This window comes from Streptomyces sp. NPDC008313 (assembly GCF_042956125.1).
In the GTDB taxonomy this organism is placed as follows: domain Bacteria; phylum Actinomycetota; class Actinomycetes; order Streptomycetales; family Streptomycetaceae; genus Streptomyces.
In genome coordinates this window covers 291,392-311,423 of the sequence record NZ_JBIBFR010000005.1, presented here as the reverse complement: position 1 = coordinate 311,423, position 20,032 = coordinate 291,392, and the positions used below count along the sequence as shown (strand labels likewise).

Annotated in this window: 22 protein-coding genes and 1 pseudogene; 14 read left to right on the top strand and 9 right to left on the bottom strand. The window is 69.5% G+C overall.

Annotated features, from left to right (window positions below; translation table 11 throughout):
- Positions 1-19 precede the first annotated feature (19 nt).
- The gene (gene tesB, locus ACFY93_RS09650; RefSeq protein ID WP_391355410.1) at positions 20-886 is read left to right on the top strand and encodes an acyl-CoA thioesterase II; all 867 of its coding nucleotides are present in this window, start codon (positions 20-22) and stop codon (positions 884-886) included.
- A 19-nt stretch (positions 887-905) separates the two neighbouring features.
- On the opposite strand, the gene ACFY93_RS09645 is transcribed toward tesB, so the two are convergent.
- Positions 906-1,694 carry a phosphatase gene (locus ACFY93_RS09645; protein ID WP_391355407.1) on the bottom strand — a complete coding sequence of 263 codons (789 nt, stop codon included), beginning with the start codon at positions 1,692-1,694 and terminating at the stop codon, positions 906-908.
- A 282-nt stretch (positions 1,695-1,976) separates the two neighbouring features.
- Here ACFY93_RS09645 and speB point away from each other — a divergent pair, with 282 nt between their 5' ends.
- Positions 1,977-2,966 carry an agmatinase gene (speB, locus tag ACFY93_RS09640; RefSeq protein WP_391355404.1) on the top strand — a complete coding sequence of 330 codons (990 nt, stop codon included), beginning with the start codon at positions 1,977-1,979 and terminating at the stop codon, positions 2,964-2,966.
- Between the two features lie 147 nt (positions 2,967-3,113).
- On the opposite strand, the gene ACFY93_RS09635 is transcribed toward speB, so the two are convergent.
- On the bottom strand, positions 3,114-4,625 hold the full coding sequence (locus ACFY93_RS09635; protein WP_391355401.1) for an FG-GAP-like repeat-containing protein: 1,512 nt from the start codon (positions 4,623-4,625) through the stop codon (positions 3,114-3,116).
- A gap of 265 nt (positions 4,626-4,890) precedes the next feature.
- On the bottom strand, positions 4,891-5,733 hold the full coding sequence (locus tag ACFY93_RS09630; protein WP_391355399.1) for an endonuclease: 843 nt from the start codon (positions 5,731-5,733) through the stop codon (positions 4,891-4,893).
- Between the two features lie 446 nt (positions 5,734-6,179).
- On the opposite strand from ACFY93_RS09630, the gene ACFY93_RS09625 reads away from it, so the two are divergent.
- From ACFY93_RS09625 to ACFY93_RS09570, 12 genes and pseudogenes are all read left to right on the top strand, one after another.
- On the top strand, positions 6,180-6,557 hold the full coding sequence (locus ACFY93_RS09625; protein ID WP_391355396.1) for a WXG100 family type VII secretion target: 378 nt from the start codon (positions 6,180-6,182) through the stop codon (positions 6,555-6,557).
- A 79-nt stretch (positions 6,558-6,636) separates the two neighbouring features.
- A complete protein-coding gene (locus tag ACFY93_RS09620) occupies positions 6,637-6,954 on the top strand; it encodes a WXG100 family type VII secretion target (protein ID WP_391355393.1) in 318 nt (105 codons plus the stop codon).
- 197 nt (positions 6,955-7,151) lie between these two features.
- Positions 7,152-8,837: an RNase A-like domain-containing protein gene (locus ACFY93_RS09615; protein ID WP_391355390.1), complete on the top strand. Its 1,686-nt coding sequence runs from the start codon at positions 7,152-7,154 to the stop codon at positions 8,835-8,837.
- A gap of 330 nt (positions 8,838-9,167) precedes the next feature.
- Positions 9,168-9,521, top strand: a complete 354-nt coding sequence (locus ACFY93_RS09610) for a hypothetical protein (protein WP_391355388.1) — start codon at positions 9,168-9,170, stop codon at positions 9,519-9,521.
- Positions 9,514-10,218 carry a Fic family protein gene (locus ACFY93_RS09605; RefSeq protein ID WP_391355386.1) on the top strand — a complete coding sequence of 235 codons (705 nt, stop codon included), beginning with the start codon at positions 9,514-9,516 and terminating at the stop codon, positions 10,216-10,218. The genes ACFY93_RS09610 and ACFY93_RS09605 overlap by 8 nt, the downstream gene beginning before the upstream one ends.
- The gene (locus tag ACFY93_RS09600; RefSeq protein ID WP_391355383.1) at positions 10,211-10,510 is read left to right on the top strand and encodes an RNase A-like domain-containing protein; all 300 of its coding nucleotides are present in this window, start codon (positions 10,211-10,213) and stop codon (positions 10,508-10,510) included. Before ACFY93_RS09605 ends, ACFY93_RS09600 begins: the two co-directional genes overlap by 8 nt.
- 12 nt (positions 10,511-10,522) lie before the next feature.
- A complete protein-coding gene (locus ACFY93_RS09595; protein WP_391355381.1) occupies positions 10,523-11,206 on the top strand; it encodes a contact-dependent growth inhibition system immunity protein in 684 nt (227 codons plus the stop codon).
- A 192-nt stretch (positions 11,207-11,398) separates the two neighbouring features.
- Positions 11,399-11,716, top strand: a complete 318-nt coding sequence (locus ACFY93_RS09590) for a WXG100 family type VII secretion target (RefSeq protein WP_391355378.1) — start codon at positions 11,399-11,401, stop codon at positions 11,714-11,716.
- A complete protein-coding gene (locus tag ACFY93_RS09585) occupies positions 11,716-13,650 on the top strand; it encodes an RNase A-like domain-containing protein (protein WP_391355375.1) in 1,935 nt (644 codons plus the stop codon). Before ACFY93_RS09590 ends, ACFY93_RS09585 begins: the two co-directional genes overlap by 1 nt.
- A gap of 10 nt (positions 13,651-13,660) precedes the next feature.
- Complete coding sequence (locus ACFY93_RS09580; protein ID WP_391355372.1) at positions 13,661-14,383, top strand: hypothetical protein; 723 nt, start codon at positions 13,661-13,663, stop codon at positions 14,381-14,383.
- Positions 14,384-14,395: 12 nt separating this feature from the next.
- Complete coding sequence (locus ACFY93_RS09575) at positions 14,396-14,707, top strand: RNase A-like domain-containing protein (RefSeq protein WP_391355526.1); 312 nt, start codon at positions 14,396-14,398, stop codon at positions 14,705-14,707.
- A 12-nt stretch (positions 14,708-14,719) separates the two neighbouring features.
- A pseudogene (locus ACFY93_RS09570) lies at positions 14,720-15,067 on the top strand (hypothetical protein); the annotation flags it as partial.
- Between the two features lie 148 nt (positions 15,068-15,215).
- On the opposite strand, the gene ACFY93_RS09565 reads toward ACFY93_RS09570, so the two are convergent.
- From ACFY93_RS09565 to ACFY93_RS09540, 6 genes are all read right to left on the bottom strand, one after another.
- Positions 15,216-16,727 carry an oxidoreductase gene (locus ACFY93_RS09565; protein ID WP_391355370.1) on the bottom strand — a complete coding sequence of 504 codons (1,512 nt, stop codon included), beginning with the start codon at positions 16,725-16,727 and terminating at the stop codon, positions 15,216-15,218.
- 155 nt (positions 16,728-16,882) lie between these two features.
- Positions 16,883-17,389: a DUF4396 domain-containing protein gene (locus ACFY93_RS09560; RefSeq protein ID WP_391355367.1), complete on the bottom strand. Its 507-nt coding sequence runs from the start codon at positions 17,387-17,389 to the stop codon at positions 16,883-16,885.
- A gap of 150 nt (positions 17,390-17,539) precedes the next feature.
- On the bottom strand, positions 17,540-18,172 hold the full coding sequence (locus ACFY93_RS09555; RefSeq protein WP_391355364.1) for a DUF305 domain-containing protein: 633 nt from the start codon (positions 18,170-18,172) through the stop codon (positions 17,540-17,542).
- Between the two features lie 127 nt (positions 18,173-18,299).
- Complete coding sequence (locus ACFY93_RS09550; RefSeq protein WP_391355362.1) at positions 18,300-18,707, bottom strand: DUF6153 family protein; 408 nt, start codon at positions 18,705-18,707, stop codon at positions 18,300-18,302.
- A gap of 245 nt (positions 18,708-18,952) precedes the next feature.
- Entirely contained in the window at positions 18,953-19,174 is a 222-nt protein-coding gene (locus tag ACFY93_RS09545; protein ID WP_391355359.1) for a DUF397 domain-containing protein, read from the bottom strand.
- The gene (locus tag ACFY93_RS09540; protein ID WP_391355356.1) at positions 19,167-19,961 is read right to left on the bottom strand and encodes a Scr1 family TA system antitoxin-like transcriptional regulator; all 795 of its coding nucleotides are present in this window, start codon (positions 19,959-19,961) and stop codon (positions 19,167-19,169) included. Before ACFY93_RS09540 ends, ACFY93_RS09545 begins: the two co-directional genes overlap by 8 nt.
- Positions 19,962-20,032 lie beyond the last annotated feature (71 nt).

Below are 20,032 nucleotides of genomic sequence, written 5' to 3'. Positions count from 1 at the left end.
GCCCGTACCACCAGACGCCATGAGCCAGGCACTCCAGGACCTCCTCGATCTGCTCGACCTCGAGCAGATCGAGGAGAACATCTTCCGCGGCCGGTCCCGCTCCGCCGTCGTCCCCCGCGTCTTCGGCGGGCAGGTCGCGGCGCAGGCGCTGGTCGCCGCCGGGCGGACGGTCCCCGCGGACCGGTCCGCCCACTCCCTGCACGCCTACTTCCTGCGCCCCGGCGACCCCGGCGCGCCGATCGTCTACACGGTCGACCGCATCCGCGACGGCCGCTCCTTCACCACGCGCCGCGTCGTCGCCGTCCAGCACGGCAAGCCGATCTTCCACCTCTCCGCGTCCTTCCAGACGTACGAGGAGGGCCTGGAGCACCAGGCGGCGATGCCGGCCGCGCCGGACCCGGCCACGCTGCCCACCAACGAGGCGCGCCTGCGCGGCTACGGCCACCTCGACCCCGAGGTCGTCGACCGCTTCGTGGAGGCCCGCGAGGCGATCGACCTGCGCTACGTCGACGAGCCGCCGTACGGCGACTTCGGCGAGCCGCGCGAGCCGCACTCCCAGGTCTGGTTCCGCACCAACGGCAAGCTCGACGACGACCCCCTCCTGCACGTCGTGCTCGCCACGTACGTCTCCGACATGACCCTGCTCGACTCGGTCCTGCTCGCGCACGGCCGCGGCGGCTGGGCCGTCGGCGACGTGGTCGGCGCCTCCCTGGACCACGCGATGTGGTTCCACCGCCCCTTCCGCGCCGACGAATGGCTCCTGTACGACCAGGAGTCCCCGTCGGCGTCCGGCGGACGCGGCCTCGGCCAGGCCCGCATCCACACCCGTGACGGCCGCCTCGCCGTCACGGTCATCCAGGAGGGCGTGGTCCGGGTCCCCCGGTGAGAGCGCCGCCGGGACCCTGTCAGGCGAGACCCGCCTCGCTCAGCAGGTAGGCCGTCATCGGGTCGTAGTGGCGGGGGCTCGTGACGTGGTCGTCGAGGGGGACGGCGACCTGGACGGTGCCCTCGGACTCGGCGAGGAAGAGGGCCGGGTCGTTGCAGTCGGCGTAGCCCAGCGCGTCGACGCCCAGCTGGGCCGCGCAGCCCGCCCAGCCGTGGTCGGCGACCACCAGGTCGGGGCGCGGGCGGCCCTCGCGCTCCAGGCCGGCCAGGATCGCGCGCATCGGCTCGCCCGAGTGGGTGTGCCACAGCGTGGCGCCGTGCTCCAGCACCGCGACGTCCGCGAACTGGAAGACGTACCCCTCGTCCGTGTGCAGCCCCTCCGGGATCACGACGATCTCGCAGCCCGCCGCGCGCAGGGCCGCCGCGGTCGCCCGGTGCACGTCCAGCAGGCCGCCCGGGTGGCCCGTCGCGAACAGCACCCGCTGCCGTCCGGCCGCCGCCTTGCGCAGCCGGGCCGCCATCCGCTCCAGGGCGTCGGCCGTCAGCTCCGGGTCGATGGTGTCCTGGCCGTACCGGTGCTCCGGGTCGTCGTTCACCCCGACGCGCTCCGCCATCACCGCGAGCACGTCCTGCTCGTCCGCCCAGCGGTCACCGAGTTCCAGGCCGAGCCAGAAGTTGCGGTCGCCGTTCGCGAGCTTGCGGTAGTGGGACAGGTTGTTCTCGCGGGGCGTGGCGACGTCGCCCGCGATACGGGTCTGTACGAGGTGGTCGACGAGCTCGGCGCGGCTGGGGATCCCGGGTATCGGCATGGTCCCATTCTGCCGGGGTGCCGCGCCCGCAGGGCGGGATGTTCCGGCCGTGGGATGTGGATCACCCGGCGGCCGCCCGCGGCCGGGGGTGTGCGCCGCTCCGCGGCGGGAGCGGGGAGGGGCGCGCGCCCGGGCGGGTGGACCATTTCTCCATCCGGGAGGGCGGGACTCGACGAAACGTACAAGTCGGAGTCGCTTTCCGGCCGCCTAGGGTGGATGGCACAGGCAGTCGGCGACCCCCGTCGTGCGCATGCGGCGAAGCGTAGGAAAGAAGGCAGTTCCATGAGCAGCAACGAGACGTCCCGAGGCCCCGCCGACTCGCCGCGCGGCCCCGTCGACTCCTCCAGGATCCCGCGCTACGCGGGCCCCGCGACCTTCGCCCGGCTGCCCCGGCTCGACGAGGTCGGCGCCGCCGACGTCGCGGTGGTCGGCGTGCCGTTCGACTCGGGTGTCTCCTACCGGCCGGGCGCCCGCTTCGGCGGCAACGCGATCCGCGAGGCGTCCCGGCTCCTGCGCCCGTACAACCCGGCGCAGGACGCCTCCCCGTTCGCCCTCGCGCAGGTCGCCGACGCCGGTGACATCGCGGCGAACCCGTTCAACATCAACGAGGCCGTGGAGACCGTCGAGGCCGCCGCGGACGACCTGCTCGGCACCGGCGCGCGGCTCATGACGCTCGGCGGCGACCACACCGTCGCGCTGCCGCTGCTCCGCTCGGTCGCCAAGAAGCACGGCCCGGTCGCGCTGCTCCACTTCGACGCGCACCTGGACACCTGGGACACCTACTTCGGCGCCGAGTACACGCACGGAACGCCGTTCCGCCGGGCCGTCGAGGAGGGCATCCTCGACACCTCCGCCCTCTCCCACGTCGGCACCCGCGGCCCCCTCTACGGCAAGCAGGACCTCACCGACGACGAGAAGATGGGCTTCGGCATCGTCACCTCCGCCGACATCTACCGCCGGGGCGCCGACGAGGTCGCCGACCAGCTGCGCCAGCGCATCGGCGACCGCCCGCTGTACATCTCCATCGACATCGACTGCCTCGACCCGGCCCACGCCCCCGGCACCGGCACCCCCGAGGCCGGCGGCATGACCTCCCGCGAGCTCCTGGAGATCCTGCGCGGGCTGTCCTCCTGCAACCTGGTCTCCGCGGACGTCGTCGAGGTCGCCCCGGCCTACGACCACGCCGAGATCACCGCGGTCGCCGCCTCGCACACCGCGTACGAGCTGACCACGATCATGGCGCGGCAGATCGCGGAGGCCCGCGCGAAGTGACCTCCGGCCACGGCCCGGTGGCACCGGCGACGCCCGGCGCCCGAGTGGCCGTGCGCCCTGAGCCGGCGCGGATGTCCGCGCCGGCGGCGCCGTACACGCGGGACACGCCGCGCGTACGGCACCCTCAGGCGTCGGCGTCGGCGCCGGTCAGCGCAGCCACGCTCCGAAGTGCGCGTCGGTCGCCGGGGCGCCGAGGTCGGCGCCGCCGAAGGACTTCGCTCCGCTGGTGGTGAGGCCGGTGGAGGCGCCCCGCAGGACCCAGACCGCGCCGTTCTGGTCGTTCTCGGCGATGGACGAGACTGCGAGGTCGCGGTGGCCGTCGCCGTCGACGTCGAGCAGCGCGGTCGCCGCCCCGAACGCGTCGCCCGCCTCGACGGCACCGGGGACCCCGGCGGTGTTCTGGTGGAAGACCTGGGTCCCCGCTCCGGTGACACCGGAGGGACCACCGGGCACCAGGGCGAAGGAACCCGCGTCGGCGACGTCGCCGACGTCCTCGCCGGAGATGCCGAGCGCGATGTCGGCGTAGCCGTCACCGGTGACGTCGGCGACCGAGACCGCGGAGCCCAGGCCGTCGCCCTCCTCCTCGGCGCCGGGGAAGCCGGGCAGGCTCTGGTCGAACGACTTCGTGTTCGCCTCGGACAGACCGGACGCCGAGCCGTAGGCGACCCGGACCTTCGGGTCCCAGTCGTCGCCGCCGACCACCACGTCGTCGTAGCCGTCGCCGTTCACGTCGCCGATCCCGGTGCCCGGCGTGCCACCCGTGCCGTCCCCGGGCACGAAGCCGCGCTTGAAGCCGGAGGCGTTCCCGTACAGAATCCGGTTGCCCCACACCCCGTCACCGCCGTAGGTCCACTGGACGAGGTCGTCCTTGCCGTCGCCGTTGACGTCACCGACCTGACCGGAGCGGGAGGGGCCGGTGATGGAGTCGGGGCCGTCCTCGCAGCCGCCGCCGGTGGCGCAGGTCTCGTCGTCCTCGGGGTAGCCCCACCACTCGGACGGGTCGAGGATGTTCATGGTCGAGGCGGGGGTCCCGGCGCGGGAGATCGGGCCCTTCCAGATGGTCGCCGGGGAGCCCTCGGGGTCGTCTCCGTGGACCGACGCCGTGGCGAACAGGGCGAGGTCCGTCTTGCCGTCCCCGTCGAAGTCACCGGCCTCGGGCGTGGACCCGTACCCGGCGATCTTCGTGCCGCCGGTGAGACCGGAGGAGGAGCCCCACAGGACGACGGAGCCCGCCTCGCCGCCGGCGATCACGAGGTCGCCGTAGCCGTCGCGGTCCAGGTCCGCCTTGGTGAAGGTGGCGCCGAACCGCTGCTTGGCGATGGCGGCGCCGGGGATGCCGCTGGACGAGCGGCTGATGACCTTGTGGTTCTTGTGCGCGGTCGAGACGCCGTCGGCGGAGCCGTAGGTGACGGCCACGTAACCCGCCTTGGCGGCGCCGGACACGGTGGCGTCGGGGGCGCCGACGACCAGGTCGGCGTAGCCGTCGCCGTTGAAGTCGTCCCCGGCCTCCACCGACCCGGTGGCGGCCGCGGCCGGTGTCGCGGTGAGGGCCAGGCTTCCCAGGCCGCCCGCGAGCAGGGCCGCGGCGGCCAGCGGCGCGGTCAGGCGTGCGGAGCGGATGCTGCGGGTGCCGACTGGTCCTCGTCGTGCTCGGGACATGGGGGGTGCCTTTCGAGTCGTCCGGTGCGGCGGAACGCGGTGACCGAAGTGTCCGTCGTGACCGCTGCGTTCACACGTTCGCCGTGTTCATGGAGTGCGACTCGGAGGGACCGGCACTGGTTGTACGAGCGAATGTCATAAGCCGGTAACCGCGCGGACGCCCGCCGCCGGTGGCCCGGACGCCGAACGCCGGTGGCCCGGACGCCGAACGCCCCCTCGGGGAGGAGGCGTTCGGTTTCCGATCGGTCGCTCGGCCGTCGGCCGCCTACCAGATCGCCTCCACCCACTCCGGGTGGTCGATGAACGGGTTGCGGTTGTGCTGGTAGCGGTCGTAGATGACCTGGTTGCGGTTCTCCTCGAAGGCGCTCGGCGGGTCCTCGTCGCTCCACTCCTTGAGGACGGACAGGCGCCCGATGTACGGGTTGCTGCCGTTGGACACCTTGTCGTTCGGCTCCAGGTCGGCGAAGCCGTCGTCGCCCTCGTAGCGGACGGCCATGTAGAGGATCATGCGGGCCACGTCGCCCTTGACCGCGTCCCGGGGCTCGAACGAGTCGGAGTCGGTGTAGCTGCCGCTCGCCCCGCTGACCGGGCTGCCGCCCTCGTCGAAGTCCTTGTTCCCGCGGATGGAGTTGACCTGGACGTCGGAGGGACGCAGGTGGTGCAGATCGGTGCCGGGACCGGTCACGGTGCCGAAGTCGCCGTGGGACTTGGCCCACACGTGCTCCCGGTTCCAGTCGCCGGTGTCGCCGCCGCTCAGCGACTTGCTCCGGGAGACGCCGCTGTACAGCAGGATCACGTTGTTGCTGTTGTTCGGGTCCTGGTCGGTGACCTTGAGCGCGTCCCAGACCCCGGAGTAGGAGACCTTGGACTGGCTCTTGATGATCGTGTGCAGCGAGGACTTGAGGCTCGCGCCGGTCTTGCCGATCGCGTCGGCGTAGTACGAGTCGTCGTACGCGGTGGTCGTGACGGCCGACGTCGTGGAGGTGGCTGCCGGGGCCGGGGCGGCGTTCGCGGGGGCCGAGGCGACGGCGGGCAGGACGAGGCCTGCGAGCACGACGGAGAGGGCCAGGGCCGGCGTCTTCCAGGGGCGCATCTGCGAAGCGGGCATGTGGGGACGTCCGTTCTACGCGGGTTGATTGAAGGGCCAACGGGAGCGTGGCACGCGTGCACATGTCAATGCGTGAACAGAGTGCGGCGATTGTGTGTCGACATGGAAAGCGCCGGGCGCGGCCCCGCCCCGCCCCGCGCAACTCTCCCGCCCGGCACCGGAGTCCACGCGCCGCCTCGTACCCCTGACAGGCACCTTTGGGCCACGAATCCCGAGGAAGTCCCTGCTCACAGTGGGCCGGGGTGGCCCACATCCGCCCATTGCCGAGGTGGCTGAGCAGGCGGCCCTCGTGCGTCACGCCGTCACCCCTCGCCCCTAGGATGCCTGTGCGAGCGACGGGAGTTGAGGCGGGCCGTCGCGGAGGAGACGGACGGGGGTGCGTCGTGGGAACGCGGGGGACAGGCGCGGGGCCAGGCGCGGGCAAGGCCGGGCGTTCCGATCTGCGGGTGTCGAGCCAGGACCTGACCAAGCTGGCCGACGATCTCGACGACATGCAGGACCACCTGGACCAGCAGGTGAAGCGCATGGACGCGCTCGTGGACCGCATCGAGGGCGGCTGGCGCGGCCCGGCGGCGACGGCGTACCGGGAGTTCCACCGCGCCGCCGCAGAGGACGCCGTACGCATCCGCGACGTGATGCGGCACCTGGAGAAGGCGGTCCGGCTGAGCCGGGACGGGTTCACCGAGCAGGAACTGGACGTTCTCCAGCGGATGCGGTCGGTCCAGGTGGACGTGGACAGCGAGGTCGACCGGCTCTCCACGCCGAACCCGGCGCCCGGGAGCGCCGCGCCGGCCGCGCCGCGCAGCCCGCTCGAAGGCTACTGAGCCGACGGACGCGAACTGCCGCGAGCCGCAAGCGCCCTGCCGAAGTGGCCGACATCGCCGACATCAAGGGGGAGACACGATGGCGCCCGGAAACGCCGCCGACGACGACCACATAGCCGTCGCCTTCACGACGCTGCACGACCTCGCGGCCGAGCTGGAGGACATCCTCAGGAAGCTCAACGGCAAGCTCGACGGGCTCTACGACCGTGTCGTCCCGGTCGTCCTGTCCTGGCAGGGCGAGACCCGCGAGGTCTTCGTCGACAAGCTCGACGAGTGGGACCGCTCGGCCCAGGACCTCCAGGCGGCCCAGAAGTGGCTGCACGCGTACGTGACCACAGGCCACACGAACTACGCGGCGGCCCACCGGGCGGTGCTGCGGGGCTGGGGAGCGGGCTGATGGCGACGCCTCCGACACCCACGACGACACCTACACCCCCGGTTCCGACGGGAGGCGGCTCGCCACCGGCCCCGCCGTCCGGTTCCGGCGCGACACCGGCTCCGTCACCGGGTGCGCTAACAGACCCGCAGGGCAAGGACATCTCCCGCCAGGACACCGGGTCGGAGCGCAGGAAGCGGTCGGAAGAGCTGGCCGCGATGAAGCCCGCGCCGCCCGGCAATGCCGTGGGCTTCGATGTCGAGCCGCAGCACGTGTACTACGCGTCCTACATGCTGCGCAACGCTCAGTACGACTTCGCGGAACGGATCAAGAGCCTCGTCGACACGCTCGACGGCTATGCCCACGCGGCGGGTTGTGGAACCGGGCCAGAGGCCTTCGTAAAGGCGTACGCGGAAGTGGCGGCCCTCTTCCTCCAGGTCTGGACACGAGCGGCTGAAGGTGTCGGTGGCGCGGCCGTCGGCCTCACGGTGACGGCGAACAACTACGCACAAGCGGAGCACGCGACCAACCCCCTGACGCCGGCGGTGGTGAAGAAGAGCCTGCCGGACGTCATCAAGAAACCCGGTGCGGGCGGCCCGGTGGCTGAGCTCGGCTGGGGCAACGCTCCCGCTGAGACGGGTTTCGGCAACAAGATCATCGATGAGGTGGCCGGTGGACTGAGCGAGATCGGCGACCAGATCCTGCGCCCGATTCTCAGGGACGCCCTCCGGCACGGAAAGGTCGCCGACATCACGCCCGGCGGCGACGACATCGACCTCCCGAAGATCGCGCAGGCCTGGCGCATGGCGGCGAAGGACGCCAAGACGTCGGCGGACGCCTTCGACGACGCCATCGCGTACATCACGAACCCCGCACCGGGGCACGACGAGTGGCAGAACGCGATGAAGCAGTTCTGCAGCGCGATCTGGGGTACGACGGCCTGGGGCAAGGAACATCACGGCTACAAGTGGAAACATGCGGACGGGCAGCAGCCGGCATTGGAGGTCCTGCGGGACACGGCACGCGATGTCGCCGCGGCGTGCGACAGCCTGAGCACCGAGGTGACCAAGGTCAGGTCGACGATCACCGAGTGCTACAAGGACGCGGCCGAGAAGACCTTCGCGGTGAAGAACATCGGGGACGCGTTCGAGCTCTTGGGTAAGCTCCCCGAAATCGCTCTGGAGTTCATCGGGAACATTGACACGGGGCGCTTGGATCATGCGGTCGATGAGTACAATCGTGATATTCATGCCCTCGCTGATGACCTGACTGGGCTCAAGGGCGCGCTGGAGGAAGCAGGTCTCAGTGTTCCTCGGTACTCCGCCGAGGAAGCGCGGGCTGAGGCATTCGGAGCGCGTGCGCTCAACGACTTCAAGCACGAACAAACGTGGAGCGACCCGGATGACACCAAGAACGGTGTCTACAAGCTCGATCTGGCGAGCAACGAATGGCTCGGGGGTGGGCATACTCTCGACAAACATGTAGGGAAGACGGACGGGCAGCTGGCTCAGCGTCTGCGGGATCAGGGTGGCCCTCCTACCGCTTCCTGGCCCCACGGTAAACCCTCGATCGGCAGCGCCTCCACCTTTACGTCAGCCGCCAGTGCTCAAGAGTTGACGCAGTACAATATCGACAAGAACTCGCGTACTATCAAGGAATGGCTTGGGCGCCCACCAAAGCTTGAGAATGGCGATCTAAAACTACCCGTCGAAATCACAGCACCAAATGGCGAATACAGTGGACGCAGTGTGACGAAACAGCCCAATGTTGTCAACAATGAGGGATTCAAGGGCGAGGGTTTGAAAGCCAAGGCCATCAACGTGCAAGGTGTGAGAACCGTCTTGAAGTATGACGCATCACTTGATCCGCCGTTCGTTGTCTTGACGTCGATGCCGCAGCAGTGAAGCGCCGGTAGGGAGATGTGAGGAGCAGTCATCAATTCGGATTGGTACCCCGAGTCCATGACGTGGCGGGACATGGATCCCGCCACGCACCCCTTCGACCCTGGTCAGGTACTTGACGTGGTCCGCGCGGTTGTGTCCGCTCCGGACCCGGGGTCAGGCCGCCCGCGAGGGCTTTGGTCGGAGGACTCGGTCGCCCGCGGACTTGCCGAGCACTACGGGGTTTGGGCGTTCGGTTGGATCGGGGCTGTGGGGTGGTCCCCTGACTCCGGGTACATCATCCAAGAGCTTCCCGTAGGAGGGCACGGCGTCGGTGGCCTGGAACAGCAGGCGTTGCGGTACGCCAGCGAGCTGCTTCAATGGCGAGCCTGGCTGGAAGAGCTAGCCGCCGTATTCGAGCGGTTTGCCGCCCGGCCGGACCTTGATGAGCAGGAGACTCTCCGCCTGCGTGAACGCGGTGTTGCGCCTCTCGTGACACTGGTCGTCGAGCGCACCGGTGCCGGTGAGGCATGGCGCGGTGCATGCGGGCAGGCACTGGCCTGGTATCTGGAGTCGACCGGTATGTCGCCCGAAGAGGCGGAGGACCTGGCGGACGAGGTCGTGGATGCCCAATTCGAAAGCTGGGTGGCCCCGGACGAAGAAGCAGTCGGGCGTGCCCGGGAGGCCATCGGAGGATACGGTGCGTGACGATCTCCAGACCTGGCTTCGAGTACGGTCGCAGATCGCTTGGGAGCGGTCTTCTGAAGACCTGACTGGGCCGATCCGGGGACGCCGCGATGGGGTCGAACTGGCCGCAGATGCGCGCGACAAGCCGGATGAGGCGACCCGCGGCGAGGGCATGCGCGCGGCTTGGCGGCTGGTCCAGGCGGATGCTGCAGCCGCCCGTTCGCTCGGCTTCTCGCTCGTCGCCGAATGGCAGAAGTGCGTCCTCGGACGCCCGACGATCAAATTTCGGACACTCCCGGCATACGCGAAAGGTGGACGCGAGCGGTATGGGCTGCGTGCTGAAACCCCTTTACTGTTCGAGGAATATCTGACGCAGGCCACCGCCGTCGACTCCGATGTCCCGCTTCCTGCTCGAAGCGCCCGTGCCTACCTCGACGTGTGCTTCTTCCACCCCTTCGACGACGGGAACGGACGCGCGGCGTTGCTCACGCTGGCGTTCGTCCTGGCGCGTGAGGGCATCTATTTGGACGAGGTCGGTCCTCTTCAGATACGCAGGTACGCCGATGACCCGATCGGCGCTGCCTCGCTTGCCCGCCTTGTCCATGTTCTGGCCACGGCGGCCGCGCGTCGCGTCCAGGCTTCGGTGGGCGCCGACGGTGGGGTACTCGCACACCCGGTTCAGCCTCATCACTGTGCAGGAGGCACCCTCTATGCGTAGCCGTTCCGCCACCTACCCCGACCGTGAGACCGCCCAGTGGGCTACGCAGCAGGTCGTCACCGCCAATGAGCAGGTGATTCATCGCTGGCTGGCGCAGTCCGCGCGTCCGAGGCTGGTCATCGAGGCGTCGTGGCCGTCGCGGCCGGGCCCGGTGGGCCGGGTTCTGTTGCAGGCGATGATGCTGGCCGGGCGTGATCCCGTCGACGTGCGTGCCGCGCGTGTGATCCTGCGGCGGGACGAGGCGAGTCCGCACGGTTTCGTCGTCCACTCCACGTTCCCCGTCTACCTGTAGAGGCCGCCCGCCGTGCCGCTGAGCTCCCTCGAACACGACCGCCGCTACGGCGAGCTGGACCAGGTCCTGCGTGCCTACGCCGGACAGCCGGCCGACGATACTCCGGAGGAGCCCGGGGTCGCCCTGACCGCCTACCTCCGCCACACCTGGCACACCCGCCCCTGGGCGCTGGCCACGGCCGAGACCCAACTGCGGGAGTACGCCCGCAACCCTCCCGGCCGGCTCCGCCTTCGCCTCGGTGAGTTCTACGCGATCCCCGACGTGGGTCTGCCCGAGCCCGAGATCCAGCAGTGGCTGACCTGCCTCGCCGACCACATCAGGCACAGCATTGAGACCGGCGAGGTCCCGCCCCCGGCCACAGCCGTCACTCACTGGGAATGGCACGCCCGCTTCCCCGAACTCGCCCAGTTCTTGGGTGGCTGGTTCTCCCAGGACATGCCCGACGAGTTCACCGACCACGACGCGGCGACCGACGACTACGTGACCGGCACCGACCGGCACCTCGTGGCCCGCCTCGCCGGTGAACTCGCCGAACTCCTCGCGCTCGACCTCGACGAGAGCGACTACGCCCTCGCCGTCGCCGAACTCGGCATGGAGGTCGACCCGCCCGCCCCCTACAGCCCCAGCGGCTGGCTCGCCCACCTCGCCGCCCGGATCAGCGGACCACGCGCCGACTACGGCCCGCCCCGGGGCTGACGTTCAGCCCGGAACCACCCTTCCTCGGCGAGGGAGCTGCTGGCGAGGCCGAGCGGCTCTCCACGCCGAACCCGGCGCCCGGGAGCGCCGCGCCGTACAGCCCGCTGGACGGCTACTGACGCGCACCGCCGCAGACCGCCCGACCGTTCACGCGCACGGCCCGAAGTGGCCCACATCAAGGGGGAGGACAGGATGGCGCCCGCAAACGCCGCCGACGACGATCACATAGCCGTCGCCTTCACGACGCTGCACGACCTCGCCGCGGAGCTGGAGGACATCCTCAAGAAGCTCAACGGCAAGCTCGACGGCCTCTACGACCGTGTCGTACCGGTCGTCCTGTCCTGGGAGGGCGAGACCCGCGAGGTCTTCGTCGACAAGCTCGACGACTGGGACCGCTCGGCCCAGGACCTCCAGGCGGCCCAGAAGTGGCTGCACGCCTACGTGACCACGGGCCACACCAACTACGCGGCGGCCCACCGGGCGGTACTGCGGGGCTGGGGGGCGGGCTGATGGCGACGCCTCCCCCTCCGGCGCCGAGCCCGTCGGCCAGCCCGTCCGCCGGCGACACGCACCCGGCCCCGGGCCCGAGCGGCAAGGAGCCCGATCCGAGCCCCGGTACCTCCCCGGATCCCGACTACGAGCCGCCACCCCCGCCACCGACGGGCTACGACGGCCGCCCGTCGGACGCTCGCCGCAAGTGGGAGCGGGAGCAGCTCAAGCAGCCCGCGCCCGACAGCGGTGGCCGCTTCGACGTGCGGACGGGGCACGTCTACTACACCTCCGCGCTCGTACGCGACGAACAGTTCGCCTTCCACAAGGTGGCCGCACAGCTCGTCGAGGACGTGCATCACCGGCAGGCGGCGGGCAACGGCAGCGGCGCCGACGACTTCGCCAAGGCGTACGGCGAGGTGGCCAAGGCGTTCCTGGACGTCTGGGCGAAGGGCGTCGCCAGCATCGGCGGGGTCTCGTTCGGCCTGACCAACACCGCCAACAACTACGCGGCGGCCGACTGGCACTCCCGCGGTCTGCAGGGCCCACCGCCCCGCAGGGACGCGCCGATCGGCGTCGGCGACGTCACGTACGGCCCGGTCGCGTCCATCGAGTGGACCGGGACCGGCGACGGAACGGACACCGACTTCCTGGCCGGGATCGGTGAGGTGCCGGACTTCCTGGCCGATCTGATCAAACCGGCGATCGAGGACGGGCTCCGGCTGGGAAAAACTCACGAGATCACGCCCGGCGCGGAGACCGGGAACCTGCGCAGCATCGGGGACACCTGGGCGGCCGCGGGGAAATCGGCACAGAAATCCGCGGACAACTTCACGGACTGCATCGCCTACCTGACCGATGGAAGCGACAGCGAATGGCAGGGCGCCATGAACGCTTTCTGCCAGTCGATCTGGGGCACCACGGCGTGGGGCGGGAAGTGGGACGCGGACGGCAAAGCGGTGCCCCCGAAGCAGCCGGGGGGCCGGGACTGGCGCACCAATTTCAAGGAGAGGCCGTCCGCGCGGCGCCCCATCATCGAGGTCCTGAAGCAGACCGGCGACGAGATGAAAAAGGCGTTCGACGCTGTCGCGGACGCCGCTGACAGATGTCGCGAAACCACTCAGCATCTGGCCATGGAGGCCACGAAGGCGACGCTCAGAGACCTCGTCCCGGACAGCTTCAGCTGGGAGGAGTTCACCAAGATGACGGCGGTGCTGACCGCTGTGGAGATCACCGCCGTCTTCCGTGCCCACATGGACAAGTCCGGCGCCGACAGGGCCGTCGAGGCGTGCCACAAGGCATTCCACGAAGGGGCCGACCAGCTCCGCAAGCTGCTCCCCGAACTCGCGGAGGCGTCGCTCAGTGCCCCTCGGTACGAGGCGGAGGAGGCCCGCGCCGAGGCGTTCGGGGCGCGTTCCCTGAACGAGTTCAAGCCCGAGCACAAGTGGAGCACCCCCGGCAACGCGGCCCGCGGCTCCTACCAGTTGGATCTGGCGTCCACGGAGTGGCTGGAGAACTCCCACACGATCTCCAAGCACGTCGCCCTCACCGACGACCAACTGGCCCAGCGCCTGCGCGACGACCTGAAGAAGCCGCCCCGCCCGGGCTCGGACTGGCCGTACGGGCAGCCGAAGGTGGGCAACGCCTCCACGTTCAAGGACCTGGACTCGGCGCAGAAGATGACGCAGTACAACCTCGATCGGAATGCCGACGTCATCCAGACCTGGATCGCTGAGGAGCACCCCAAGAAGGGTGATCGAATAGATGTGACGGTTGCCGAGACTCCTTACGGCCACAGTGGTCGAAGTATCGACAAGGAAGAGATGAAGAGGGATCCTTTCCCCGCGGACAAGGCCGAGTTCGTGGACGGGGTCGAAACCAGGCTCGTCTACAACGAGGACCTGGATCCGCCCTTCACGGTGATGACCTCCATGCCGAAGAAGGTGTCGAAGTAGAATGACCCGCATGAGTGACTTTGGTGCCGTCGACTATCGAAACCTTGAGGGAGCCCGATTGCTCCTCGAGGTGTACGAGGGGTGGGGGCGTGGAATTCCCGACGATGCGGAAGTCTGGCGGAGCAGGCTCTTCCCGATCATTCGCGGTATGAACAACGCCGCATCGGACGGCGGCCGTACTCTGCGCGAGATCGCGGCTGAACTGCGCCTGGCCGCAGAGCTTTTCATTCAGGAGCCCGACGGGTCCCATCGGGCCCTCAGTCGTGTGGCGCGAGCCGAGACGGTCGAACGTACGCCGGAAGTCCTGCGGGAGATCGCGGATCATCTGGAAGAATGGAACCCTGACTGGAGGAGTTACGGCGATGTTCCCATGGACACTTGGGAGCTGAAACTTCGCTTTCCTCGTTTCCAACAGATCCTTCCGATCTACTTCGGTCAGGACGGCGTGGCCATCAGCGACGACATGCAGGACGCCACGGTCGAAGAGGGCATACTCTTGTACATTGAGGAGACGCACCCGCGCTGTCCGTGGCACCTGCCGAGCGTGGTCGCCGAGTGCTATCAGGCGGTGTCCGTGTTCCACACCGAGCACCAGATGGACAGGTTTTTCAGCAGCGCGGCGATGAGCGGTGGTTCGGGCGACGCGGACTTCGTGGACTTCTTCCCGCTGTTCGCCCGCCTGTGCATAGATCACCTCAGGGAAGCCCATTCGCCGTTGTGGGACCCGAGCTAGCGCGAGAAGAGACTGGATTCCACAGTGCGTACGCGTTCCGCCACCTACCCCGACCGTGAGACCGCCCAGTGGGCTACGCAGCAGGTCGTCACCGCCAATGAGCAGGTGATTCATCGTTGGCTGGCGCAGTCCGCGCGTCCGAGGCTGGTCATCGAGGCGTCGTGGCCGTCGCGGCCGGGCCCGGTGGGCCGGGTTCTGTTGCAGGCGATGATGCTGGCCGGGCGTGATCCCGTCGACGTGCGTGCCGCGCGTGTGATCCTGCGGCGGGACGAGGCGAGTCCGCACGGTTTCGTCGTCCACTCCACGTTCCCCGTCTACCTGTAGAGGCCGCCCGCCGTGCCGCTGAGCTCCCTCGAACACGACCGCCGCTACGGCGAGCTGGACCAGGTCCTGCGTGCCTACGCCGGACAGCCGGCCGACGATACTCCGGAGGAGCCCGGGGTCGCCCTGACCGCCTACCTCCGCCACACCTGGCACACCCGCCCCTGGGCGCTGGCCACGGCCGAGACCCAACTGCGGGAGTACGCCCGCAACCCTCCCGGCCGGCTCCGCCTTCGCCTCGGTGAGTTCTACGCGATCCCCGACGTGGGTCTGCCCGAGCCCGAGATCCAGCAGTGGCTGACCTGCCTCGCCGACCACATCAGGCACAGCATCGAGACCGGCGAGGTCCCGCCCCCGGCCTTAATCCCCGGCGGGCGCGCGACGACAGCTACGGCACCTCGCCGCGTTGTCGGATCGCCCGAATACACCCAGTATGAGGGCGGCCCTCCGCCTTGCGATGCACCGCATCTGACGCCGCGTTGCTGATCCACCGGGGATCACGGGGCAGCCCTTAGCTCTTCTGCAGGGTGCGGGTGACACCCGCGATGACGGCCGTCGTCAGCATCCAGCCGAAGGCGATGAGCAAGTAGGCCAACCATTGGAGACCGCCGTTCGACCAGTACCACCCTCCGCGCTGACCGAGCCCTCCAATAGGGATCAAGAGGTCAAGTGTGTAGACGAGGGGCTGGAACGGGGCGCCTTCGCCCTGCTTCACCGGTGTCGGAGACTGCGTGCGGAAGGCCAGGGCGCCCAGCAGGGTCAGTATCAGAAGCCACACGCCCGCCAGCCACGGTCGGTAGCCGTAACCTACGGTCACATCGAGCAGGTGCCCCCAAGCGCGTGCTGGCAGGGACAAGGTGAGGCGCCGGTGACGCTGTTTGGTCAGGAGCACGCGCCGGGCGTCGTCGTCGTGGCCGATCTGTCGGTACCAGCCCGCAAGCTGTTCGTACGGTTGGGGGGAATAGCCGGGATTTCGGCGGACCCACGCCAGGCGACGCGCAACGTCGTCCCTCGCGAGCGTTGCGCTGTCGCCTGCCGCCGATGCCGCGTCTCCGAACCGGATGGAGCCGTATCTGAACCCGTCCAGCAGCACCTTCCCCGGCCAACTCTGTTCGCTGTCCTGGAACCAGGCTGCCTGTGCGAACCGGAGGTCAACCGATCCTGAGAGCGGTGCGGCGGCCCTGAAGTCGAAGTCCGCCACTTGCATCGATGTGCAGTCCAGGGCGATGCCGCCTCCGTTCAGACAGGCCCCCTCGAAGGTCAGCAGACCTTCAACACGGGCCCTTCGCAGCCGTACCTCTCCCTGTGCGGTGAACCCCTGGGAGCAGTCCACGGTCGAGGCGACCAAGGCGCCTGCGGCAAGTGCGACGCCGCCGGCGTTCTCCAGCCGTGCGGCCGGCAGAAACAGGCCGCTGGGTATGTGCGCACTGGGCACTCGCAGCCCGCCTTGTGTGGTGAGCCGCTCGCCGAAGACGCCGCCTTCCAAAATGAGGCTGCCCGCGAGCACCGCCCACTCTCCGGGGCCGGAGATTCTGACGTCTGTGAGCAGCAGATTTCCGGCCACGTGAGCGTTGGCGAGTATGAGAGGGCCGCCTTCGAGGGCAGACCGTCTCAGGTCCAGATCACCCCCGATCCGGGCGGCCTCAGCGTCGATCCCGGGGACCCAACTGTCCGTGATCGCGATCGTCCGGGTCGTGGCGCCATGTACGTTCACCGCCTCGTCCAGCCGGCAGCCCTCAAGTGAGATCGTGTGGCAGATCTCCGTTGCTGGCAGGTCGAGATGGCCGGTGATACGAGTCCCGGCGAGCCGGAGGGCGGCGACGGCGCCAGACCGATCGTGGTTCCCCCCGAGCAGCAGCGTCGCCACGACGGCTGCGCGGACGGTGCGTTCGGGGCCCCACTCTTGCCCCGCAGCGGGGTCATCCGCCTCGGGCATGCCCGTGCGCAGATCAACTCGATACCCCTCGGGAAAGGCATCCCACACCGCGCGCTCCGGTGGGGTCAACTCGCTATATGACAGCACTCATGCAGAGTAATGACCTTGCCCAGTCGTGGCGGTGCTGGTGCTGTTGCCGGGGTGAGCCGTCTGGCCCGGCTGGTGGGCATGATGCGGGAGGCGGCGAAACTGCCCGGCCACACCGCGAGGGTGCGCCCGGGCAGGTGCCGGCCCGCCGGGAGTCAGTGGTAGGCGTGGACGACGGCGTGGCCCTTGCCGCAGCCGATCATCCACCTGTTCACCGGGGTCGTCAGCAGGAAGGCGATCACGAAGCCGCCCAGCAGGGACGTCCAGAACAGGGTCTCGCCCAGGTGGGCGTCCAACGCGCCGGGGACCAGGGCGATGATCCCGTTGTCGACGAGTTCCATCACGACGATGGAGACGGTGTCGGCGGCCAGCGCCACCTTGACCGCGGTCTTGAAGCCCAGGCCGGCCTCGCGGACCGCGAACAGGGTCAGCGAGTAGCCGAACACGAAGGCCAGCACGATCGCCAGGACCATGGTCGCCGCGTTGCCCCACATCAGGGCCGTGCCGATCGCCATGCCGAGGATCTCGCCGATCGCGCACCCGGTCAGGCAGTGCAGCGTCGCCTTCGCCGCCGCCCCCCACGTCACCGGGCCCGCGTGGTGCCCACCGTGGTCTTCGTGCGCCTGGTGCGCGGCGTCGACGTGGTGTGCGCTGTGGTCCATGGCCGTCATCTCCCTGTCCGTCCAGCGTGGCCCGTCCTGCTGTGGCCCACACCAGAACCATATACCCCCTGGGGTATTCCGCGCGGGTCGGAACACAGCAGGGGGCCGCGCACGCCCATCGGTGTGCACGGCCCCCTGATGCAGGGCGGGTCAGTTCTTGCCGAGCAGGCCGTTCATCCGGGAGATCTCGGCGGTCTGGGAGGTGATGATGGCGTCCGCCATCTTCTTGGCGCCGGGGAAGAAGCCGTCGGTCTTCTCCGTCTTCGCCATCTCCACCGCACCTTCGTGATGCTTGATCATCATCTCCATGAAGGCGGTGTCGAACGCCTTGCCGGATGCCTTCTTGAGGCTGTCCATGTCCTCGGCGGTCATCATGCCGCCCATGCTGCCCATGTCGTGCATGGAGTGGTCCATGGCGCCCTCGGCGGGAACCACCTTGCCCCAGGAGGTCAGCCAGCCCGACAGGGTCTCGATCTCAGGGTCCTGAGCCTCCTTGATGTCACTGGCGAGCTTCTTGACCTCGGCGGACTCGGCCCGGCCGGGGGCGAGGTCGGCCATCTCCACGGCCTGCCGGTGGTGGGGGATCATCCCCTGGGCGAACGCGACGTCGGCGGCGTTGTGCTTGCCCTGCGACGCCGCGGCGGACGCGGAAGCCGAGGGCGAGGAGCCGTGGCCGTCGTGCCCGGCCGAGGCGTCGTCGTTCGACCCGCACGCGGCGAGCACGAGGGAGGCGGCGCCCGCGGCGGCGATGAGGGCCGTGCGGCGGATGAGGTTCTTGTTCACGGTGGTGCGACTCCTTGATGCGCAGCCCTGATGCGGGCATGCGCCGAGGCGAAAAGAGGACACGGCCGGAGCCCGGCGCCATCCCGCCCGGGCAGTGCCGGGGCAGGGAGGTGCCGTGCGGGCCGCCCTAGATCCGCAGGAGTTGCAGCTCAGCCAGGTCGGGGGGAGCGCGCCCGCCCTCGGGCGCCCCGGCCGCACCGGGAGACTGCACCTGCGCCATCAGTGGGATGCCGGGGGCGGAGGCCAGCGGGGGCGGGGCGTAAGGGGCGCCGACGCCGGACGCCGCGCATGTCGCGTCCGCGTGATGCGCGTGTTTCGGTCCGCCGGCGGCGTGGAAGCAGTCCCCGGCCGCCTGGCCGCCCTTCTCGTGGGCCATCGTTACGGCGTGGGCGCTGCCCGGCACCGTGGCCTTCGCGGGCGCCGGGCCGGGGGCCAGTCCGTGCATCGCCAGCACCCCGGCCAGCACCGCGAGCACCAGCAGCACGAACCCGCGCCCGGCAGGGCGGCGGCTCGGCGGTCGGACGGCACAGGGCATGCGGACATCGTACGGTCCTGTTCCGGCCGCAGCCCGCCCTGCCCTGCCGGGCATCCGCCGGCCGCGTGACGCGGCGATCCCGCCGACACCGGCGCAGCTGTGCCCGCACAACCGTGGACGACGCCGCCTTGGACCCGGGTCGCGCGCCCGCACAGGCGGCTCAGCGCCGCGTGTCTCACGGCGCCGGCAGGCTGGTCAGCTCCGGGATCGCCTCAGGAGAGAGCTTGAAGCAGCGGCGAACGCCGTCAGGTCGGGAAGCGGTCGTTCTTGATGGCCGTGATGAACGAGGTCCAGTCGGCCCGGGGGAACACGACCGCCGCCCCGTGCGGGACCGTGGAGTCGCGGACGGGGATGCCCGAAGGGTGGCCGTCCAGTACCTCGACGCAGCTGCCGCCCTGGTCATTGCTGTAGGAGGACTTTCGCCAGCCCTTCAGCGCAGTCAGGTCCGAGACGGTGCGGTCAGCCATGGTTCTCGTAGTCCTTTGCGGTCGCCCTGAGGAAGGCCAGTGATTCCTTGAGTGGCAGTGCGTTACCCAGTGCGAAATCGTAGCGATGCTGCAGGTCTTGCACCACGGAGGGAACGTCGTGGACCTTCCCCATGTGCAGACCTTCGCCGTACGCCGTGGGTGGCTGGTCCTCGAACCACAGCAGGGTGAGCATGTTGCTCAGAAGCGGGTGGACGCCCAACGCGAACGGCAGCACATGTACCTGGATCCGGCCGCTCTCTCCGAGGGCTGCAAGGTGGCTGAGCTGCTCCGCCATGACGTCACGCCCGCCGATTTGGCGGCGTAGCACCGCCTCGTCCAGCAATGCCCACACTACGGGTGTCACCGGGTCATCGAGGATCTTCGCGCGCTCAAGGCGTGTGACAAGGCGCCTGTCACATTCCTCGTCACTCACCCGAGGGAACGACGTGCCCAGGACCGCACGTGCGTACCTTTCCGTCTGGAGGATGCCTGGGATGAACGACAGGGCGAACTCGCGGATCATCACCGCCTGTTGTTCGAGCAGCCGGGCCGACTCGAAGTAGTCCGCGACCGCAGCGTGCTCGGCCGGCAGGAAGCTGCTCAGCACGTTCCCCGTGTTCAGGGCCCCGTCCAGGCGTCGTGCGTCCTCCTTCGAGGGGATGCGGCGGCCCGCCTCGATGTGGGCGATGTGCGAACGGGTCATCACCGCCATGTCGGCCAGTTGCTGCTGCGTCAGTCCCGCCGTCTCGCGCTGTTGCTTGAGCCAGTCACCGTACGTGGTGGCCATGGCCAACTCCCATGTGACAAATGCCTGGTCACATCCGACCCCCTGGCGAGCCTAGCCCGCGCCGCCCCACT